At 71.7% G+C, this 17,830-nt stretch carries 17 protein-coding genes; 5 read left to right on the forward strand and 12 right to left on the reverse strand.

Annotated elements, in window-relative coordinates; genetic code table 11:
* Positions 1-185: 185 nt before the first annotated feature.
* The 4 genes from AC067U_RS23950 to AC067U_RS23965 form a co-directional block, all read right to left on the reverse strand.
* A complete protein-coding gene (locus AC067U_RS23950) occupies positions 186-1,043 on the reverse strand; it encodes a fumarylacetoacetate hydrolase family protein (protein ID WP_478831795.1) in 858 nt (285 codons plus the stop codon).
* Positions 1,044-1,211: 168 nt separating this feature from the next.
* Complete coding sequence (locus AC067U_RS23955; protein ID WP_478831796.1) at positions 1,212-2,015, reverse strand: YidC/Oxa1 family membrane protein insertase; 804 nt, start codon at positions 2,013-2,015, stop codon at positions 1,212-1,214.
* A 230-nt stretch (positions 2,016-2,245) separates the two neighbouring features.
* A complete protein-coding gene (locus AC067U_RS23960; RefSeq protein WP_478831797.1) occupies positions 2,246-2,581 on the reverse strand; it encodes a DUF6412 domain-containing protein in 336 nt (111 codons plus the stop codon).
* A 136-nt stretch (positions 2,582-2,717) separates the two neighbouring features.
* Positions 2,718-3,566: a class E sortase gene (locus tag AC067U_RS23965; RefSeq protein WP_478831798.1), complete on the reverse strand. Its 849-nt coding sequence runs from the start codon at positions 3,564-3,566 to the stop codon at positions 2,718-2,720.
* Positions 3,567-3,613: 47 nt separating this feature from the next.
* On the opposite strand from AC067U_RS23965, the gene AC067U_RS23970 reads away from it, so the two are divergent.
* Positions 3,614-4,621, forward strand: a complete 1,008-nt coding sequence (locus AC067U_RS23970) for a hypothetical protein (RefSeq protein WP_478831799.1) — start codon at positions 3,614-3,616, stop codon at positions 4,619-4,621.
* 80 nt (positions 4,622-4,701) lie between these two features.
* On the opposite strand, the gene AC067U_RS23975 is transcribed toward AC067U_RS23970, so the two are convergent.
* Positions 4,702-5,802 carry an MrcB family domain-containing protein gene (locus AC067U_RS23975; protein WP_478831800.1) on the reverse strand — a complete coding sequence of 367 codons (1,101 nt, stop codon included), beginning with the start codon at positions 5,800-5,802 and terminating at the stop codon, positions 4,702-4,704.
* A 193-nt stretch (positions 5,803-5,995) separates the two neighbouring features.
* On the opposite strand from AC067U_RS23975, the gene AC067U_RS23980 reads away from it, so the two are divergent.
* Positions 5,996-6,841, forward strand: a complete 846-nt coding sequence (locus tag AC067U_RS23980; RefSeq protein WP_478831801.1) for a DUF6551 family protein — start codon at positions 5,996-5,998, stop codon at positions 6,839-6,841.
* A gap of 17 nt (positions 6,842-6,858) precedes the next feature.
* On the opposite strand, the gene AC067U_RS23985 is transcribed toward AC067U_RS23980, so the two are convergent.
* Together AC067U_RS23985 and AC067U_RS23990 are read right to left on the reverse strand one after the other, a co-directional pair.
* Positions 6,859-8,019, reverse strand: a complete 1,161-nt coding sequence (locus AC067U_RS23985; protein ID WP_478831802.1) for a hypothetical protein — start codon at positions 8,017-8,019, stop codon at positions 6,859-6,861.
* A 37-nt stretch (positions 8,020-8,056) separates the two neighbouring features.
* Positions 8,057-8,602, reverse strand: coding sequence for a GNAT family N-acetyltransferase (locus AC067U_RS23990; protein ID WP_478831803.1), 546 nt, complete (start codon positions 8,600-8,602; stop codon positions 8,057-8,059).
* 311 nt (positions 8,603-8,913) lie between these two features.
* On the opposite strand from AC067U_RS23990, the gene AC067U_RS23995 reads away from it, so the two are divergent.
* Together AC067U_RS23995 and AC067U_RS24000 are read left to right on the forward strand one after the other, a co-directional pair.
* Positions 8,914-9,090: a hypothetical protein gene (locus tag AC067U_RS23995; protein WP_478831804.1), complete on the forward strand. Its 177-nt coding sequence runs from the start codon at positions 8,914-8,916 to the stop codon at positions 9,088-9,090.
* Between the two features lie 36 nt (positions 9,091-9,126).
* Positions 9,127-9,426 (forward strand): hypothetical protein, encoded by a 300-nt coding sequence (locus AC067U_RS24000; protein WP_478831805.1) that lies wholly within the window; start codon positions 9,127-9,129, stop codon positions 9,424-9,426.
* A gap of 88 nt (positions 9,427-9,514) precedes the next feature.
* Here the strand turns inward: AC067U_RS24000 and AC067U_RS24005 are convergent, their stop codons facing one another.
* The 5 genes from AC067U_RS24005 to AC067U_RS24025 form a co-directional block, all read right to left on the reverse strand.
* Positions 9,515-10,999: a DUF445 domain-containing protein gene (locus tag AC067U_RS24005; RefSeq protein ID WP_478831806.1), complete on the reverse strand. Its 1,485-nt coding sequence runs from the start codon at positions 10,997-10,999 to the stop codon at positions 9,515-9,517.
* A 350-nt stretch (positions 11,000-11,349) separates the two neighbouring features.
* Entirely contained in the window at positions 11,350-12,180 is an 831-nt protein-coding gene (locus AC067U_RS24010) for a DUF1707 SHOCT-like domain-containing protein (RefSeq protein ID WP_478831807.1), read from the reverse strand.
* 84 nt (positions 12,181-12,264) lie between these two features.
* Entirely contained in the window at positions 12,265-13,221 is a 957-nt protein-coding gene (locus AC067U_RS24015; RefSeq protein WP_478831905.1) for an ABC transporter ATP-binding protein, read from the reverse strand.
* 159 nt (positions 13,222-13,380) lie between these two features.
* Entirely contained in the window at positions 13,381-14,202 is an 822-nt protein-coding gene (locus AC067U_RS24020) for an ABC transporter permease (protein WP_478831906.1), read from the reverse strand.
* 49 nt (positions 14,203-14,251) lie between these two features.
* Positions 14,252-15,055 (reverse strand): ABC transporter permease, encoded by an 804-nt coding sequence (locus AC067U_RS24025; RefSeq protein WP_478831808.1) that lies wholly within the window; start codon positions 15,053-15,055, stop codon positions 14,252-14,254.
* A 269-nt stretch (positions 15,056-15,324) separates the two neighbouring features.
* Between AC067U_RS24025 and AC067U_RS24030 the strand changes: the two genes are divergently transcribed.
* Entirely contained in the window at positions 15,325-17,802 is a 2,478-nt protein-coding gene (locus tag AC067U_RS24030) for a transglycosylase domain-containing protein (RefSeq protein WP_478831809.1), read from the forward strand.
* Positions 17,803-17,830 lie beyond the last annotated feature (28 nt).

Here is a 17,830-nt window from a genome sequence, read left to right on the forward strand (position 1 = left end):
GGCAGGGGCAGGCGCCACACGGCACACGGCACACGGCACACGGCACACGGCACACGGCAGGACAACACACAGCAGGGACGACGCAGCAGGGGTGGGCACCGCCCGAAGGCAGCACCCACCCCTGCGCCGACTGTGCCGACTGAACCGGCTGGACCGGCTGGACCGGCTGGACCGGCCGCTGCCGGCTACGCGCTCTTGAACTCCTGGCGCTGACGACCGAGGCCCTCGACCTCGAGCTCCACGACGTCGCCGGCCCGCAGGAACGGCTTGGGCTCGGGCTGTCCCGCCGCGACACCCGCCGGGGTGCCGGTGACGATGACGTCACCCGGGTGGAGGGTCATGAAGTGGCTCAGGTACCGCACGACCTCACCGACCGGGAAGATCTGGCTGGCGGTCGTACCGTCCTGCTTGAGCTCGCCGTTGACCCACAGTTTCACGCCCAGCGCCTGCGGGTCCGCGACCTCGTCGGCGGTGAGCAGCCACGGGCCGATCGGGGTGAAGGTCTCGCAGTTCTTGCCCTTGTCCCAGGTGCCGCCGCGCTCGTTCTGGAACGCGCGCTCGGTGACGTCGTTCACCAGGACGTACCCACCGACGTGGGCGAGGCCCTCCTCGGCGGAGGACAGGTAGCGGGCGGTGGAGCCGATGACGACGCCGAGCTCGGCCTCCCAGTCGGTCTTCACGCTGCCGCGCGGGATCAGCACGTTGTCGTCCGGGCCGACCACCGTGTCCGGGGCCTTCAGGAACACGATCGGCTCGGCGGGCGCCTCGGCGCCGACCTCGGCCGCATGACAGTGGTAGTTCAGGCCGATGCCCACGATCTTGCCGATCCGCCCGACCGGCGAACCGATCCGCTGCCCCTCCGCGTCGAGTGCCGGAAGCTCGCCGGAGGCCGCCGCGTCGCGCACCCGGGACAGCACGGAGTCGTCGGCGAGCAGCTCGCCGTCCACGTCCGCGACGAGGCCGGACAGGTCCCGGAGAGTTCCGTCCTGGTCGAGCAGCGCGGGGCGCTCAGCCCCCACCGGACCGACACGCAGCAGCTTCATGGGCATTCTCCCGTGGTCGAGATTGGTCGGCCCTGGGCATGCCCCGGGCCGGACGATGGGTTGCGGCCATCGGAGGATTGGCCGATCCTCCAAGAAGTCGGTCCAATCCGCAAACCCTGTTCACAGACTGGACCGTAACCTTCCGCTCTCGCCCCGCTATGCCCCCCTTTACGCGCTTTCTGCGCTCTCCATGGATCCCTTCTTCGCCCAGCGGTGCTGCAGCCAGGCGCGCTCGCCCGCCGTCCACGCGGTCGTGGTCAGCAGGTAGAGGCCGGCGGCCAACGGCACGACGGCCGCGGTGACGAGCGTCCCGAACGCCATCAGCGGCATCACCTTCACCATCCGTTGCATCAGAGCCGCCGCCGGCTCCTCCCCTCCGGAACCGGCGCGGGCCGTGCCGACGGCGGGCAGCACCGGGCCCTCGCCCGCGGCCATGGCCCGCCGAGCCCGCAGCACCGTCCACACGGCCACCGCCGCGATCGCCGCGAACAGCCCGAGGAAGACCGTCCCGTGCGCCCCGAACAGCCCGCCGTCCCCGAGGGCGTCCCCCCAGGTCCCGCCGAGCGGCGCGCCCAACAGCCCCTCAACGAGCAGCCCGTTGGTCTCCCCGTCGACCTTCCCCGCCGAGAACACCCGGTACATCACGAAGAACACCGGCAGCTGCACCAGCATCGGCAGGCACCCGGCCAGCGGAGAGGTGCCGGCCTCCGCGTGCAGGTCGAGAACGGCCTTCTGCAGCCGGTCCGCGTTCCTGGGCCCGGGATAGCGGCGCTTCAGCTCGGCGAGCCGGGGCGCCAGCGCCGCCCTGGCCCGCTCGCCGCGGAAGGCCGCCCGGGTCAGCGGATGCATCGCGACCCGCACCAGAGCGGTGAACAACACGATCGCGGCCGCGGTGGCGGAAGCCGCGAAGACCGGACCGAGCAGGTCGGCGAGCCGGGAAACGAGCAGGGCGAACACAGCGAAAACGGACACGGGAACCCTCCGGGGTCTCGTCCGGCCGCCGCACGACGAAGCACACGTACACGCACGTACACGCACGTACACGCACGTACACGCACGTACACGCACGCTCACGACGCGCAACGGCACCGAAAACATGGCATCTCGGCGTGACGAACCACGAGGGACCGCACTCCTGGCACGGGAGCACAGGAGCACGGAAGAAAAGCGAAAGAACGGGGACAGAACCCGGAACGGAACCCCTACGCGGCCGTCGAGGACGGCCGGCCGGGCGCCCTGGGCCGGGACCGGCCCGAGGCATCGGGATCACGCTGGGGAAGGAACGCCGTACGCTGCTCGCGATCACGGATCGCGGTACGTATGCGGGTGGGCGGCACGGGCGAGGCGGAACGCGCCGCCAGGGCGACCCGGCCCAGCACGGCGGCCGCCGCCAGGGTCACCGCGGATACCAGCCCGCCCTCACCCAGCAGGCCCGAGCCGGCCACGGCCGACCCGAGCAGGAGCACGAAGACCACGAGGAGCACGGGCGCGGCGACCGGCCCGAGCCGCGCGAACGCACCGCGCAACCACTTGCCCATCCCTCCCCACCTCCCCTGCCTGTGCCTGCCGGCCGGACCACCCGGCACTCTCCCCCACAACGGACCCCGCCCACGAGGAGTTCCCGACGACCGCAAAAAGATCACCAAGACCCGCCGGGAGACGCACGGGCCGGATTCAGCGCAGGGTTCCCCACACCACCAGCCGGTACGTGGAGCTGAACTCGGGCGTGCAGGTGGTCAGGGTGATGTACGCCCCGGGCTCGTCGTAACCGAAACCGGGCCGCACCAGACTCCTCGGCACCTCCGCGATCACCCCGGTGTCCCGCGGCGAGGTCTCCGGAAGCACCTTCCCCACCACGTACACGTACCGCCGCCCGCGCACGTCGACGAGGATCTCGTCCCCCGCCCGCAACCGGTTCAGGTACCGGAACGGCTCGCCGTGCGTATTGCGGTGCCCCGCCACCGCGAAGTTCCCCCGCGCGCCCGGCTCCGCGGTGCCCGGGTAGTGGCCGGCGTACCCCTTGTCGAGCACGCTCCGCCGCCCGATCCCCTCGGCCACCGGCACCACGACCCCGAGCCGCGGTATCCGCAGCACGGCGTACGCACCCCGTGCCCGCCCACCGGACCGGGCAGAGGCCCCTCCGCCCCCCTCGCCGACCGAACCACCGGAAGCCGACGACGAGGAAGAGGGCCAACCACCCGAAGCGGAAGGAGGGAAAGAAGGAGACGAGGACGAGGAAGAAGAGGAAGAGGAAGAGGAGCCAACAGACCCATCGGAGGAAGAGGAGGAGGTGGAGGAGCCAACAGACCCATCGGCGGCCCACTGCTGCTCCAGCACAGCCACCTGCTCGCGGGCGCCGGCGACCGCCTGCCGGTTCGTCCACCACACCTGGTGCACCACCAGCAACAACAGGATCACCCCCAGGGTGACCGCCAGTTCGGCCGCGCTCCAGAGCGCCCGGGCCGGCACCCCGCGGCCCCGCCGCTGCACCACCACCGGTATGCGATCTCTCACGGCCGGCACCCTAGGACCTCCCCCCTCAACTGACCAGCGGCAGTACGGTGTGAACCATGCGCCCCGACACGCCTGCCGAGCACATCGCCGAAGCCGAGCGTCTGATCCGCACGGCGACCCGTTACCCCGAGGACCAGGAGCCGCTGCTCCTCCAGGCCGCGGCCCACCTCGAACTTGCCGACGCGCGCGACCGGGCGAGCGCCCTCTACGACCAACTGCTCTCCGGCTCGCCCGCCAACCCCCACCTGGTCAAGGCCCTTCAGGCCGCCAACCTCTGGGAGTACGGCCACGAGGCCGAGGCGCGCGCCCTGATCTCCGGCATCCGCGCCGCCGCGCCCACCGACCCGGCGCCCTGGGAGGTGATCGCGGAAGCCCTGGAGGCCCACGACGAGCTGGCCGCCTCCGAGGAATGCTTCACGGAAGCCGCCACCCTCCTGATCAAGGAACCCGAACCCCTCACCCCGGCGACCACGGCCCTGCTCACCGGCCGCCACCGGGTCCGCCGCCTGCTCGCGCTCCCGCACGACGAATGGGACATGGTCGCCGACACCCGCCACACCGGCCCGGTCCCGCTCGACGAACTCCACGACCCCAAACGCATCTGGGCCCTGGGTTCCAACGACCCCGCCGAACTGCGCGCCGAGATCGCCCGCCTCCGCGCCGAACTCGGCGACCGCCGCGCCGCCCTCTCCCGGCCCTTCCCGGTCGCCCTCCTCCACTGGCCCGTCGAGGAACTCACCGAACTCCTCACCGCCTACCCCACCCTCGCCACGGAGTACCCCTCCCACGCGGCCCACCTGACCGCCGTCGAATCCTCCCTCCGCGCCCTCGCCGCCTCCGGCACCCACAACCTCGGCATCGTCACGGGCAGCGTCCCCTCCTACGAGGCCTTCGCCGCCTCCGAGAAGACCTCCCCGGCCTCCCCCTCCCTCCTGGCCGAATACGCCACCACCCTCGCGGCCCGCGGCAAAGCCACCCCCTGGCCCCCCACCCCCACCGCCCCCTGCTGGTGCACCTCCACCAAGCCCTACGCCCAGTGCCACGGCGGCCCCCACCTCGGATGAACCGAGCAGGAGCCACCCGGACAAACTGAACGCCCGACAGCAAGCTGCCGGGCGTTCAGTAGGAACGTTCCGTCCGAACCTCAGTCGACCATGCCCCAAGCGGCTGCGGTCGACGATCCGCCCCACGTGTCACCGACACGCCATACCGATGCGATGCCCTGGTCCTCCAAGTACTGGGCGTAGACCCCGATGTCTTCGGTGAAGAGGGCCAGCAGGTGAGGGGCCGGTCTGCCCAGGGTCCGGTAGTAGAAGTAGCTGTACTCGAGGAGCTGACCGACTGCTCCCCTCACGGCGGCCGTGGGGTTCCCGTGGGCAACCACCTTGACCTCAACGAGCCACTCGGGATCGGTCGGCAGGGAGGCGCCCTCCTGGTGGAGGAGGAGGTCCTTGGGGTGGACCTGCTGGTTGGTCGGCACGTATCCCCGTGTCCGAATGTACGCTCCGAAGTCCTCGATCAGGGCCTCGTGGTACTGGGTCTTGAACTGCTGCTGCGCCTCGATGGTGGCGCGGTAGCCGCTGCTGCTCCGCGGGCGGAAGCCCCCGAGCACACGCCCTTCCGCTCGAGGGCCCGTTCCTTCAGCATCGGCCTCCCCATCCACCGCGCGCATCGCTACGGCTGCAAGTTGCAAGAGATGCGCGGCTGTAGCGAGGTCGGTGACCAGGTCCTCTTCTGTTGGTAGCGCGTTGATCTCGTAACGCCGCGCCACCACGCTCGCGTATTCGTAAGCCTCCGGCAGCGAACCCCTTCCGCCTCCGAACGTCGGACGGTGGTTCCATTCCTCGGCGAGGCGAGGGGGCAGCGCCTGGTGCAGCAGTTCCGCCTGCCGCTCGAGCCGAGTGAGGAAGGTCTGCCTGCCCTTGATCTTGTTCCTGAGGTTCGTCACCCCCTGCTGGAGGGTGAGGGTCACGGCAGAGAGGTCCACGCTGAAGATGTAGGCGAGGTACAGCCCCTGCCGGGATTTCACGTTGATCTCGGGATCGAACACGCCGATCCACGGTGAGGTGGCCGCGCTCCCCGTTCCGCCGTGCCCACTCACTATCCACCCAGCGGGTACGGGCAGGTCGCCACGCTTGCCAACCTTGCGCAACAGGTCCTGACCAGGCACTCCTCGGCCGTAGCCCGCCTGCCTGTCGTACAACCGCGCCACGTCAATGAGCAGTTCCCGCATCGTCATGGTCATAGAACTACGCAGGGAGCCACCAAGTTCCGGCCGTTTTCGACGAAACCCGGACAGCAACTCGACCGAAACCTGACACTGCGGCTCTGACCAGCGCCTATGTGCTTCCTGGCGCGCGTGTGAACGTCTCCCTTCCACATTCAGGATGGACGACTGAACGCGACCGTTCGTAGATTGCTGCCCCATCAGTCAACACGTGGTGCAGAACATCGAGTTGGGGGTCGCGATGAGTAAGAAGCGGTACGACTACAGCCTGCCGGACCATGACGTGCAGTACGGCATCGAGCTGGCCGTGGACAGCCTGAAGATCGACGACAAGGCGCAGCGCTCCCTGAACAAGAGGCGAGCCGAGACCATCGCGAAGGGCCTGGTCAAGGAGGCGATGGGGTCGATCGTCGTGTCCCGCAGGGACGACGGCGACATGTACATCGTGGACGGGATGCACCGCCACTACGCGTGCCAGTTCTTGGGGATCGACAAGATCATGGCGGAGGTGCACCACGGGCTCAGCCAACAGGAAGAGGCCGTCCTTTTCCTCATCAAGAACCGCGAATCCTCGAAGCCCAGCGCTCTCGACGAGTTCAAGGTCGGACTGACCGCTGGCGTTCCGCTCTTCGTGGACACGGACGAAGTGCTGCAGCGGCACAACCTCACCCTAGGAACCTCATCCACCAATGTGGTGGGCGCCGTGTCCGGCGTCCTGAGGATCACGCAGATGCACGGGCCGGACATTCTGGACCGCACCTTGACGATCGTCGAGAAGGCATGGGGCCGGGACAAGTCCACGTGGGACGGCGTCCTTCTCGGTGGCGTGGCCGAGTTTCTCGGTCGACACGGCGCGATGGTGGACGACGAGGCGCAGGTCGCGGAGAAGCTCGCCAAGTACGGCCATGCCGCGGGCTGGATCGGGTTGGTGCACTCGAAGTCTTCCGGTGGGGGCATGCACAACAGCGGCACCGGCTCCCGGATCATGACCTGCTACCGCGAGGTGGTTGAGGCGTACAACAAGGGCCGCCGAAAGGGCAACCGCATCGAGATCTAGGGCCCGCTCCGTCCGGCCTAGCCGTTCCGTCCACCGTTCCTCCACTCCATCGGCAACGGCAACGGCAGCTGCACGTGTCCCCGGGCCATGGCCAGCGGGGGTTCGGGGCGCGTGGCCGTCAGGGTGAGGAGGGTGCGGAGGGCGGAGATGACCTCCTCGGGGGTGGTGCGGAGGAGGGAAGGGGTGGTGGAGACGACGAGGATGCCGTGGGATTCCAGGCGGAGGCGGCGGTGGAGGGTGGCGTGCCAGGAGTCGCGGGTGAAGTGGTATTCCACCGAGTCGATCTCCAGGGCCACGCCGTGGTCGGGCCAGTAGGCGTCCGGGGTGGCGAGGAAGCGGCCGTCCGGGGTGTAGAGGCGGGCGTTCCAGAGGGGGGTCGGGAGGTCGGTTGCCGCGAGGGCGTCGCGGGCCTGGGCTTCGGCCGGGGAGCGGGTGCCCGCCAGGAGTTCGGCGGCGGCCGTGCGGGCCGCCGGGTGGTTGAGGAGGCGGGCGGCGCGGAGTTCGGTGTGGAGGTCGGTGGGGTGGCACCAGCCTGACTGGACCACGTGGGCCAGGACCGAGCGGACCAGGTCCGGGCTGTCGGTGCGGGCGGCGAAGTCCGCGGCGGCGCGGACCGGGCGGGCGCAGGGGATGCCGGTGACGGACATGGTCGCGGGCCGGCGGGTGGTCGGCCGTGGGCGGACGTCGGCGGTGGGCCGGAGGCGGCGCGGGGCGCGGATCAGGACGTCGTACGGGGCCGCGGGTGCGCCGCGTACGCCGAGCAGGGCGAGGGCGGCTCCGCCGGTGAGGGCCGCGGTGGCGCCGGAGAGCGGGTCGGTCGCGGAGGGGTCGGCGGCGTAGAGGACGGCGGCGAGGGCGCGCTGGCGGTGGTCCGGGGGTCCGGTCTGGAGGAGGTGGACCCGGGGCAGCAGCCGCTGCCAGGGGCCGCCGGGCCGGCAGCGGTCGCGGATGGTGGTGGGCGCGATGCCGGTCTGGCGGAGCTGCCGGTAGGTCATCAGGTTCAGCTGGCGGTGCGCGGCTGCGGTGGCGGTGGGGGTGGCGTGCGGCCGCCTGGCCCTGGCGGGCTGTCGGGGCCTGGCCGGGGCAGGGTGCGGGCGGCTGCCCTTGGTGGGGCTGTGGTGGCTGTCCGCCGTGGCGCGGAGGTGCGGGGGTGCCTGGGCGTGCGGTGGTGTGGTCATGGGGCGGGCATGCCCCGGGGGTGGGAGGTTGTAACGCTCAGTGACCGGGGTGGGTCGGGGAGAGGAAGACCACGACCGCGTTGCGGGTGCCGGGGAGGGGGGTGACCTCGTGCCAGCCGAGGCGGTGGTAGGTGGCGACCGTGTCCGTCGCCATGCGGGAGGTGAGGAGCCAGGCGCGGTGGGACGGGGCGTCGGCGGTGATCTCGGCGAGCAGGGCGCGGCCGGTGCCCTGGCCGCGGGCGTACGGGCGTACGGCGAGTTCGTCGATCTCCAGGGCCCCGACAAGGAGTTCGCGGACCCGTTCGGTGCCGAGCTGGGCGGTGACCTGGGCGTACCCGCGGTCGACGGGGAAGGCCTGCTGGGTGACCCAGGCGGTGGCGAAGCCGTCGATGCCGGCCTCGGACTGGGCGAGGGCGGCACGGAAGCCGGTGCGGCGGGTATCGGCGGTCAGCCGGGCCGCGAACTGGCGAATGGTTTCTTCGTTCTCGTTCCACGGCGGGGCCGAGAACACCTCGGTGTAGGCGTCGAGGAGTTCGTCCGCCAGGTCGAGGACCGTCGGTCCGTAACAGATCACCGGTTTCATTCCGATCCTGGGATGGGTGGGGCATTTACTCCCCCATGGAGAGTGAATGTAAGGCCGGGGCGTTCCCCGAGGCGCGGGATCGGCGGATTCGGCGAGTGTGCGACAAATCCCCACGTGTCGGGTGTCCACCCGCGTACGCGATTCCCCCCTCCTCGCGTGGTCCCCCATGGCCTCCCTCCCTCTCCGTCCGGTACTCCCCCCTTCTCTCCCTCCGTTCCCTGTGTGCTCTCCGGCGGCCTGGTTCGCGGGACATGTCTCCCGTTCGTGTCCGGCCGACCGTGTCGGTGGGACGCCGGTGGCGTTGGAGTGGCATGGAGAGACTGGTCGGGGCGCTCGGCGCGTGTGCCCTCACGTTCCTGCTCGTGCTGGGGTTCCTCGCGCTGCTGCCCGCGCCCGTGCAGGAGGCCGTGCCCGACGCCGTGATCGGCGGGGTGGTGTTGCTGCTGGGATTGCTGGCAGTCCGTCGATTCGTACGACGATCGCGTTAGCCTCGGGGAACGACTTCCGGCGAAAGGACAGCGTTCATGGTTCAGGTACCGACTTCCGCAGTGGCCGCCGCAGGGCTGGTCGGCGGCTACGCGGTCGCACGGTTCACCCGTAAGCGGCCGCTGGGCGGGGTCGTGCTCGGCGCGGCCGGGATCGCCGCCGGCCGCGAGTGGTACCGCCGTGCGGGCACCCCCGCCGCGGCCGCGCTCGGCACGCTGTACGTGGCGGCGTTCGCCGGGTCGCACCCGCTGGCCAAGAAGGTCGGCGCCTGGCCGGCCGTGCTCGGCGTCGCCGGCGTCGTCGCCGCTGCCTCCTGGGCCGTCGCCGACCGGGGCTGAGCCGTCCCCGTCCGACGGGGCCGCGACGGACGGGGCGGCGGCTCGCCGCCGCCCCCCGCCGGTGGGGCGGCGGTTTGCCGCCCTGCCGTCACGCCCCCAGCGCCTGGGACACCGAGTAGATCAGCAGGCCCGCCAGCGCACCGACCACCGTGCCGTTGATCCGGATGAACTGCAGGTCGCGGCCGATGTGGGCCTCGATCTTGCGGGAGGTGTGCTCGGCGTCCCAGCTCGCCACCGTGTCCGTGATCAGTGACGTGATCTCGGTCCGGTAGTTCGTGACCACGTACACCAGCGCCCCCTCGATCCAGCCCTCCACCTTGGACTGGAGGCGGCCGTCCGAGGCCAGCCGCGCACCGAGGGACATCAGTGAGGCCCGGACGCGGAGCCGCAGCTCGCTCCGCTCGTCCTCGGCCGCCGAGAGGATCATCGTCCGGATCGCCGACCAGGCCGAGGCGATGACGTCCTGGATCTCGCCGCGCGCCAGGATCTCCGACTTCAGCCGCTCCACCCGGATCCGGGTGTCGGAATCCGACTGCAGGTCCGCCGCGAAGTCCCGGAGGAAACGGTCGACCGCGCTGCGCGCCGGGTGCTGGGGCATGTCCCGCATCTCCGTGACGAAGCGCAGCAGCTCCTTGTAGACGCGTTCGCCGACCTTGCGGTCCACGAACCGGGGGGTCCAGCCCGGGGCGCCGCCCTGCACGGCGTCCATGACGGAGTCCCCGTGCAGGACCAGCCAGTCGGCGGCCTTCGCACACATCAGGTCCACCACGCGGCGGTGGCCGCCGTCCGCGACGATCCGCTCCAGGGTCTTGCCGACCCCGGGCGCGATCTCGGCGGTCTCCGCCCGCCGCGTGATCGCCTCGGCGACCACCGCCTGGACGTCGGAGTCCCGCAGGACGGTGAGCGCGCCGCGCAGCGCCGTCGCCAGCTCCGCCGTGACCCGGTCGGCGTGCGCGGGCTCGGCGAGCCAGGATCCGAGGCGGCCGCCGATGGAGAGGGCGTGCAGGCGGGCGCGTACGACGTCCGGGGAGAGGAAGTTCTCGCCGACGAACTCGCCGAGTGAGACGCCCAGCTGGTCCTTCTTGGTCGGAATGATCGCGGTGTGCGGGATGGGCAGGCCGAGGGGGCGCCGGAACAGTGCCGTGACCGCGAACCAGTCCGCCAGGGCGCCCACCATGCCGGCCTCGGCGGCGGCCGCGACGTACCCGGCCCAGCCGCCCGCGCCCCAGGCGTTCTGCGCGACCTTCGCGAGGACGTAGATCAGGGCGACGAGGAGGAGCAGGCCCGTCGCCGTGGTCTTCATGCGGCGGACGCCGCGTCTGCGTTCCTCGTCGGCGGCGTTGAAGAGGAAGGCGGTGCCGCGGGGTGGGCCGGAGCTGGCGTTGTTGCCGCCTCTGCTGCTGCCGGGGCCGCCGCCGGAGCTGCCGCTGCTGTTGCTGCTGCCGCTGCCGCTGTTGCCGGAGCCGCCGTTGCCGCCGCCCTTGCCGGAGCCGGCGCCGTTGCCCGGTCCCCGGGCGGGGGCGTCGGCCCCGCCGGGGCCTGGTTCGACGGCTTGCCGCGCTGTGCTTTCCACGTGCTCCTGCCTTCCCCCGGGGGCGCCGGTTTTGTCTGCATAGCATCCGACTCCCGGCGGGCTCCAGGAGTTCCCGGCACGCCAGCGAGGGTATGCGGGCCGTACGGTCCTACGTACGCCTCTGCCCGGCACCGGCCGAGCCATACGCTGCGCTGGCCGCGGAGGAGCGAGGCTCCGGGTGAGCGGCGGTGCGGCCGCCCGGGCCGAGGCTCCGGGTGGAGGGGGTACAGCCGCTGAGCGGGGTGTCCCGGTGTGCCCACCCGTCCCGCCCTGCGGGACGCCTGCCCACACCGGGGGCGGGCCGGGGTCAGGCCGGATGCCTGCCCGCGCCAGGGCGGGCGGCGGAGTCGTCAGAGCTCCTTGCGGGCCGGCGGGGCGCCCGGGGGGAGTTTCGGGGCCTTCACCTTGACCTCCACGCCGCCCCAGAAGGCGAAGCCCGTCACGACCACGCGCGGGGCGCCCGGTTCTGCCGGGCCGGGGACGGAGCCCTGGTCGAAGGCGCCCATCAGACCGAAGCCGCGTACGTCCAGCTCCACGCCCGGGGGCACCACGACCTCGATGCCGCCCATCACCGCGACGCAGTTGATCACGACCTCGCGCTCCGCGAACCTCGCCTCGCGCAGGTCGATCTTCCCCCCGCCCCAGAACGCCACCGCGTCGAACCGTGCCGGCACCGTCCACTGCCCCGTGCGCTGGAAGCCCGACATGACCGCGACCGCCGTCGACGAGGTCCCCGCCCCGCCGATCCGGGCGGGCCAGGTTCCGTTCCCGGGACCGGTGGTCAGCGGTCCGGTGCCCGGGCCCGAGGCCGGCCCGGCGGCCGGTGCCGGGAGGTCCCTGGTCAGCGGCTCCAGCTCGGCGTACGTACGGGAGGTGAACGCCGCCTCCAGCCGCTCCTCGAACTCCGCCATGTCGAGCCGCCCCTCGGCGACCGCGTCCCGCAGCCGTTCCGCGACCCGTTCCCGGTCCGCGTCCGAGGCCCGCAGGTCCAAGGCCCGCAGATCCGCCTTCTTTTCCGGGTCCCGGTTCGCCGGATCCCGGTTCTCCAGGTCCCGGTTCGCCGGATCCCGCTTCTGCATGTCCGGCTTGGGCAGATCCGGCTCCGGCCCCTCCGGCTCCGGCCCCTCCGGCTCCGGCCGTCCGTCCTGCCCGTCCCCCCGGTCCCGCCGGTCATCGCTCATGGCCAACAGCCTAGCCACTCATGCGACTTACCGACCGTCCCGCGCCTCCCGTCCCGCACGCGCACCCCGTGCGTGCCCTCGCCCTCACCCACGCCCCGCGTACATCCGCGCGATCACGTCCTCGATGTCCGGCTCCCGTACCGAAAGGTCCACCAGCGGGTACGCCTCCGCCACCGCCGCCACCAGCGGAGCCGCCGACCGGTCCGCCGGGAAGGCCAGCCACTGGCGCGGCCCCTCCACCTTCACCGTCCGCGCCCCCGCCACCTCGATCGGCGGGAGCTCCCGCTCCAGGTCCACCACCAGGGTCCGCTCGCTCTCCCCCGCCCCGCCCGCCGAGTGCAGCCCGCCGAGCGGGCCGTCGTACATGAGCCGCCCGTGGTCGATCACCATCACCCGTTCGCAGAGCTGCTCGATGTCCTGCAGGTCGTGCGTGGTGAGCAGCACCGTCGTGCCGACCTCCTCGTTCAGCTGCCGCAGGAAACCCCGCACCTTCGCCTTGCTGATGACGTCCAGCCCGATCGTCGGCTCGTCCAGGTACAGCACGTCCGGGTCGTGCAGCAACGCCGCCGCGATGTCCCCGCGCATCCGCTGCCCCAACGACAGCTGCCGCACCGGTACGTCGAGGAGCTCGCCGAGGTCCAGCTGCTCCACGCACCGCTCCAGGTTCCGGCGGTACCGGTCCTCGGGGATCCGGTACATCCGGCGCATCAGCCCGTACGAGTCCTTCAGCGGCAGGTCCCACCACAGCGTGGTCCGTTGCCCGAAGACGACCCCGATCCGGCTCGCCAGCCGGGTCCGCTCGGCCGACGGGTCGATCCCGGCGACCCGCAGCCGGCCGCCGCTCGGGGTCAGGATGCCGGTCAGCATCTTGATCGTCGTCGACTTGCCGGCGCCGTTGGGCCCGATGTAGCCGACCACCTCCCCCGCCGCGACCTCGAAGCTGATCCCGTCCACGGCCTTGACCTGGTGCTTCTCCCGCCGGAAGCGGCCCGCCCGACGGCGTACGTCGAACACCTTCCGGACGTCCCGCAGCTCGATCAAGACGTCCCCGGACCGCTCGTTCCCCGGCCTGGCCTCCTCCCGGATCCCTGCGTTCTCCCGCATCCCGACGTTGTCCCGCATCCCGGCGTTCTCCCGCATCCCTGCCCTCTCCCCCGTCCCGTCCAGCTCCCGCATCCCGTCCAGCTCCCGCATCCCGGTTCAGCTCCCCGTACTCCGGTACGAACGAAGACCCGCCCGCCACGCCAGCGACGCGGGCAGGAACACCACGAAGGCCACCAGCGGGCTCAGGTACGCCACCCAGCCCGGCAGCCCCAGCGGATCCGGCCGCCCCAGCACCTCCAGCGCCGGCAGCCAGTTCACGAAGGCCAGCGGCACCACGAAGGTCACCCCGCGCAGCAGGTCCTGCGCGAAGATCGTCGGCGGGTACTGCAGCATCGTGGCCCCGCCGTACGTGAAGGAGTTCTGCACCTCCGCCGCGTCCCCGGCGACGAACTGGAACGCCCCGCCCGCCACGAACACCGCCGCGAAGATCGCCGCCCCGGACAGCACCATCACCGGTACCAGCAGCACCCGCCCCGCCGTCCAGTCCACGTCCAGCGCCACGAGCGACCACACCAGCACCGCCAGCCCCTGCGTCACCCGCCCCAGCCGGCGCAGCGCGAACCGGTCCGCGGCCACCTGCGCCAGCACCGGCACCGGCCGCACGAGCATGGTGTCCAGCGAGCCGTCCCGCACCCGCTGCCCCATCCGGTCCATATTGCCGAGCAGCAGGTCGCTCAGCCCGAACGAGGCCGAGCAGGACCCGTACAGCAGCGCGATCTCCGGCAGCGAGAACCCGCCCAGCGCGTCCACGTGCCGGAACATGACGTAGATGCCGACGAAGTCGAGCAGGGTGATCGCCGCGTTCCCGACCGTGGCCAGCAGGAAGGACGTCCGGTACGTCATCGTGGCCCGGATCCACATCGCCACGATCAGCCCGTAACCGCGCAGCCCCTCGCCGAGCCGCCCGGCCCACCGCACCCGCGCGTCCGCCGGCGGGCCCTCCCGCCCCGCCCGGCGCACCAGCGTGTCAACCACCCTGGACCACCACCTTCCGCGTCGCCGCCGCCTGCATCAGCCGCCCCGCCGCCAGCAGGACCAGCGCCCAGCCGGACTGGAACGCCAGTGCCGCGGCCGCCGCCCCGGACCCGGAGTGCTTGCCCAGCAGCACGTCCATCGGCACCTGGAGCATCGCCGACCAGGGCAGCATCCGGACCAGCTCGCCGAACCAGCCCGGGAAGACGGTCAGCGGCAGCAGCACCCCCGAGAAGGCGATCATGATCACCGTGGCCACCATGTTGATCCCCGACCCGTCGAGCAGCCAGAACGCGGCGAGCCCGATCAGATACCGCACCGCGAAACTGACCACCAGCCCGAGCAGCACGGACACCGAGAACAGCAGCCAGCGCTCCGGGGCGGCGGGCAGCGCCAGCGGAAAGGCGAGCGCCCCGACCAGCAGCGGCAGCGTGCCGCGGCCCAGCAGCTGGAACCCGGCCCGCCCCAGGTCCGCGGCCAGCCACCACAGCTGGAGATCGGCCGGCCGGTACAGATCGACGGCGATGTCACCCGTACGGATGCGCTCCTGCAGCTCCTCCTGGAAGCCGCCACCGATCAGCGCGGCCGAGGCGAGCAGCGACTGGCTGACGAACACGAAGGCCAGCGCCTCCGCCCGGTCGTAACCCCCAAGCCCCGGCCGCTCCGCCCACAGGGCGATGTAGGTGTACGCCACGATGAACCCGAAGACGGTGTTGGTGAACACCCCGGCCGCCGTGGCGGTTCCATAGGTGGCATAGCGGCGGAACCCGCCCGCGGCCACCGCGAGATACAGACGCACCGTTTCTCTTCCACTCCCGTTCTCGTTCCCACGTCGGCCGTGTCGACCGCGTCGACCACGTCGACCACGTCGGCGGGTCGAGCACGTCGGCCATGCGGCCGCGTCGACCAAAGCGCGCGAGCTTAGTACGGAGGGGCGATCCACGCGATCGGTTTATGCCCGTACGGAGCGGGACGACCCTCCCTCGGGTAGACACACCATCAGGTACGGACAACGACATTTCACTTCACGCGCGGGCCAGTCACGCGCGGCGCCGAGGAGCCCTGGAGATGAGCGACCCGTCACCACCGCCGGCCTGGTCTCCCCGCGACCCCGACACCCCCGCCACCGGAACGAGGCCGAAGGGGAAGGGGCAGGCGAAGGAGAAGGCCAAGGGGAAGGGGAAGGGAGAGGGGAAGGCGAAGGGGATGAAGCGGCAGCGGACCGGCCTGCGCCGCCTGGTCCCCACCTGGCGCATGCTCCTCGGCACGTTCCTGCTCTGCGCCCTGCTCGTCCTAGGCGCCCTCGCCGCCGGCTACCTGCTCGTCGACATCCCGCCCGCCAACTCCGCCGCCACCGCGCAGTCCAACGTCTACCTCTACGCGGACGGTTCACCGCTCGCCCGCGACGGCGAGGTCAACCGCCAGAACGTGGCCCTGTCCGAAGTCCCCCGCAGCGTCCAGCGCGCCGTACTCGCCGCCGAGGACCGGGACTTCTACTCCGAGCGCGCCGTCGACCCGGCCGCGATGGTCCGCGCCGCCTGGAACACCCTGAGCGGCAAGGGCGTCCAGTCCGGCTCCACCATCACCCAGCAGTACGTCAAGAACTATTACCTGGGCCAGGAACAGACCATCACGCGCAAGGTGAAGGAGTTCTTCATCGCGATCAAGCTCGGCCGGGAGAAGTCGAAGGACTACATCCTGGAGGGCTACCTCAACACCAGCTACTTCGGCCGCAACGCGTACGGCATCCAGGCCGCCGCCCAGGCGTACTACGGCAAGGACGCGATCCGGCTCACCACCACCGAGGGCGCCTACCTCGCCACCCTCCTCAACTCCCCCAGCGCCTTCGACGTGGTCACCCACCCGCAGAGCCGCGACCGGGCCGTGGCCCGCTGGAACTACGTCCTCGACGGGATGGTCAAGAAGGACTGGCTGACCCCCGCCGAGCGCGCGACCGCCCGCTTCCCCGAACCGCAGAAGGTACGTGCCGCCTCCGGCCTGTCCGGCCAGCGCGGCTACCTCGTCGAAGCGGTCAAGGACTACATCACCGCCCACGGGATCCTCGACGAGAAGACCCTCGCCGAAGGCGGCTACCGGATCACCACCACCATCGACAAGCGCCGCCAGACGGCCTTCGTGAACGCCGTCGAGGAGCAGCTCGTCAGCCGCCTCGACCCGGGGGCCCGCAAGGCCGACCGGCTGGTCCGGGCCGGCGGTGCCTCCATCGACCCGGCGACCGGCAAGGTCGTCGCCCTCTACGGCGGCATCGACTACACCCGGCAGTACGTCAACAACGCCACCCGCCACGACTACCAGGTCGCCTCCACCTTCAAGCCGTTCGTGTTCGCCTCCGCCGTCGAGAACGGCTCCCGCACCCAGGACGGCCGCCCGATCACCCCCAACACCCTCTACAACGGGGACAACAAACGCCCCGTCACCGGCAGCCGGACCCCCTACGCACCCGAGAACGAGGGACAGGTCTCCTACGGGGACATCACCGTCAGCACCGCCACCGACCTGTCCGTCAACGCCGTCTTCGCGCAGCTGGTCGTCGACGTCGGCACGCAGCAGGTCAAGGACACCGCCGTCGCCCTCGGCATCCCCGCCGGCACCCCCAACTTCGACCTCGGCCCGGCCATGGCGCTCGGCACCCTGCAGGCCTCCGTCCTCGACATGGCCCAGGCCTACGCCACCCTGGCCGACCACGGCGTGTACACCCCGTACACCCTGGTCGAGAAGATCACCAAGCGCGGGAACACCATCCCCCTGCCCCAGCGGGCCCCGCGCCGGGCCATCGGCCGCGAGGCCGCCGACACCACCACCTCGATGCTGGTCAGCGTGGTCGACAACGGCACCGGCACGGCAGCCCTGGCGGCCGGCCGCCCGGCCGCGGGCAAGACCGGCACCGGCGAACTGGACCGCTCCGCGTGGTTCGCGGCGTACACCCCGGACCTGGTGACGGTGGTCTCCGTCATGGGACAGGACCCGGACACCGGGACCCTGGAGTCCCTGTACGGCGCCCTCGGCGAGAACCGCATCAGCGGCGGCGGCTACCCCGCCCGGATCTGGGCCGCGTACACGAGGGAAGCGCTGCGGGGCTCGGAGCCGGCCGATTTCGACCTCGAACTCCAGCCGGGCGCGTACCAGCCGCCGCCCCCGCAGCCGCCGTTCCCGCCGACCGGCCCCGCCTCCGAACCTCCCGGCACGGGCCGCCCACCGGACGGCACCCGGCCCCCGGCGTCGGAGCGCCCGACCCCGGACCTGCCGGACGGGGACGGCCAGGACCAGGGCGGCGGGGACGACGGGGGCCGCGACAACGGGGGCCGCGACCAGGGCGGCCAGGACAACGGCGGGCAGACGGACGGCCCGCGGACCGACGAGGGACAGACGAACGCCGGACAGACCGACGGCGGACAGACGAACGGAGGCCGGACGGACGGCGGCCAATCGAACGCAGGACAGACGAACGGGGGCCAGAGGAACGGGGGCCAGACGAACGGCGGACAGACCGACGGCGGCGGCACCACCGGCTTCCCCGGCTGGTGACGACGGCGGGGCCCGCGCCGAAGGCGCG

It is taken from the genome of Streptomyces sp. NPDC043853, from assembly GCF_056436025.1.

Coding starts and splice junctions, on each gene's coding strand:
- AC067U_RS23990 (WP_478831803.1), bottom strand. CDS start 8,602: ATGAAACCGGTGATCTGTTACGGACCGACGGTCCTCGACCTGGCGGAC.
- AC067U_RS23975 (WP_478831800.1), bottom strand. CDS start 5,802: ATGACCATGACGATGCGGGAACTGCTCATTGACGTGGCGCGGTTGTAC.
- AC067U_RS24010 (WP_478831807.1), bottom strand. CDS start 12,180: ATGAGCGATGACCGGCGGGACCGGGGGGACGGGCAGGACGGACGGCCG.
- AC067U_RS24030 (WP_478831809.1), top strand. CDS start 15,325: ATGAGCGACCCGTCACCACCGCCGGCCTGGTCTCCCCGCGACCCCGAC.
- AC067U_RS23970 (WP_478831799.1), top strand. CDS start 3,614: ATGCGCCCCGACACGCCTGCCGAGCACATCGCCGAAGCCGAGCGTCTG.
- AC067U_RS23960 (WP_478831797.1), bottom strand. CDS start 2,581: ATGGGCAAGTGGTTGCGCGGTGCGTTCGCGCGGCTCGGGCCGGTCGCC.
- AC067U_RS24000 (WP_478831805.1), top strand. CDS start 9,127: ATGGTTCAGGTACCGACTTCCGCAGTGGCCGCCGCAGGGCTGGTCGGC.
- AC067U_RS23995 (WP_478831804.1), top strand. CDS start 8,914: ATGGAGAGACTGGTCGGGGCGCTCGGCGCGTGTGCCCTCACGTTCCTG.
- AC067U_RS23950 (WP_478831795.1), bottom strand. CDS start 1,043: ATGAAGCTGCTGCGTGTCGGTCCGGTGGGGGCTGAGCGCCCCGCGCTG.
- AC067U_RS23985 (WP_478831802.1), bottom strand. CDS start 8,019: ATGACCACACCACCGCACGCCCAGGCACCCCCGCACCTCCGCGCCACG.